The sequence below is a fragment of the Rothia sp. L_38 genome, from assembly GCF_050689125.1.
Lineage (GTDB): Bacteria > Actinomycetota > Actinomycetes > Actinomycetales > Micrococcaceae > Rothia.
The window spans coordinates 1-1,487 of sequence record NZ_JBOEQD010000031.1; the positions used below are offsets into that span (position 1 = coordinate 1).

Annotated in this window: 1 rRNA gene; it reads left to right on the forward strand. The window is 55.8% G+C overall.

Annotated elements, in window-relative coordinates:
* Window positions 1-1,454, forward strand: a 16S ribosomal RNA gene (locus ACRCJM_RS11955); the annotation flags it as partial.
* Between the last annotated feature and the right edge of the window lie 33 nt (window positions 1,455-1,487).

Genomic DNA, 1,487 nt, shown 5'->3' on the forward strand with positions numbered 1-1,487 from the left:
CCCAGCTTGCTGGGTGGATTAGTGGCGAACGGGTGAGTAATACGTGAGTAACCTGCCTTTAACTCTGGGATAAGCCTTGGAAACGAGGTCTAATACCGGATACGACCAGTTCCCGCATGGGATGCTGGTGGAAAGGGATATGTACTGGTTTTAGATGGGCTCACGGCCTATCAGCTTGTTGGTGAGGTAACGGCTCACCAAGGCGACGACGGGTAGCCGGCCTGAGAGGGTGACCGGCCACACTGGGACTGAGACACGGCCCAGACTCCTACGGGAGGCAGCAGTGGGGAATATTGCACAATGGGCGCAAGCCTGATGCAGCGACGCCGCGTGAGGGATGACGGCCTTCGGGTTGTAAACCTCTTTCAGCAGGGAAGAAGCGAAAGTGACGGTACCTGCAGAAGAAGCGCCGGCTAACTACGTGCCAGCAGCCGCGGTAATACGTAGGGCGCGAGCGTTGTCCGGAATTATTGGGCGTAAAGAGCTTGTAGGCGGTTTGTCGCGTCTGCTGTGAAAGCCCGGGGCTTAACCCCGGGTTTGCAGTGGGTACGGGCTAACTAGAGTGCAGTAGGGGAGACTGGAATTCCTGGTGTAGCGGTGAAATGCGCAGATATCAGGAGGAACACCAATGGCGAAGGCAGGTCTCTGGGCTGTAACTGACGCTGAGAAGCGAAAGCATGGGGAGCAAACAGGATTAGATACCCTGGTAGTCCATGCCGTAAACGTTGGGCACTAGGTGTGGGGGACATTCCACGTTTTCCGCGCCGTAGCTAACGCATTAAGTGCCCCGCCTGGGGAGTACGGCCGCAAGGCTAAAACTCAAAGAAATTGACGGGGGCCCGCACAAGCGGCGGAGCATGCGGATTAATTCGATGCAACGCGAAGAACCTTACCAAGGCTTGACATATACTGGACCGCTCTAGAGATAGAGTTTCCCTTCGGGGCTGGTATACAGGTGGTGCATGGTTGTCGTCAGCTCGTGTCGTGAGATGTTGGGTTAAGTCCCGCAACGAGCGCAACCCTCGTTCTATGTTGCCAGCACGTAATGGTGGGGACTCATAGGAGACTGCCGGGGTCAACTCGGAGGAAGGTGGGGATGACGTCAAATCATCATGCCCCTTATGTCTTGGGCTTCACGCATGCTACAATGGCCGGTACAAAGGGTTGCGATACTGTGAGGTTGAGCTAATCCCAAAAAGCCGGTCTCAGTTCGGATTGGGGTCTGCAACTCGACCCCATGAAGTCGGAGTCGCTAGTAATCGCAGATCAGCAACGCTGCGGTGAATACGTTCCCGGGCCTTGTACACACCGCCCGTCAAGTCACGAAAGTTGGTAACACCCGAAGCCGATGGCCTAACCCGTTTGGGAGGGAGTCGTCGAAGGTGGGATTGGCGATTGGGACTAAGTCGTAACAAGGTAGCCGTACCGGAAGGTGCGGCTGGATCACCTCCTTTCTAAGGAGCTTCAACATATTGGTTGAGCCACGC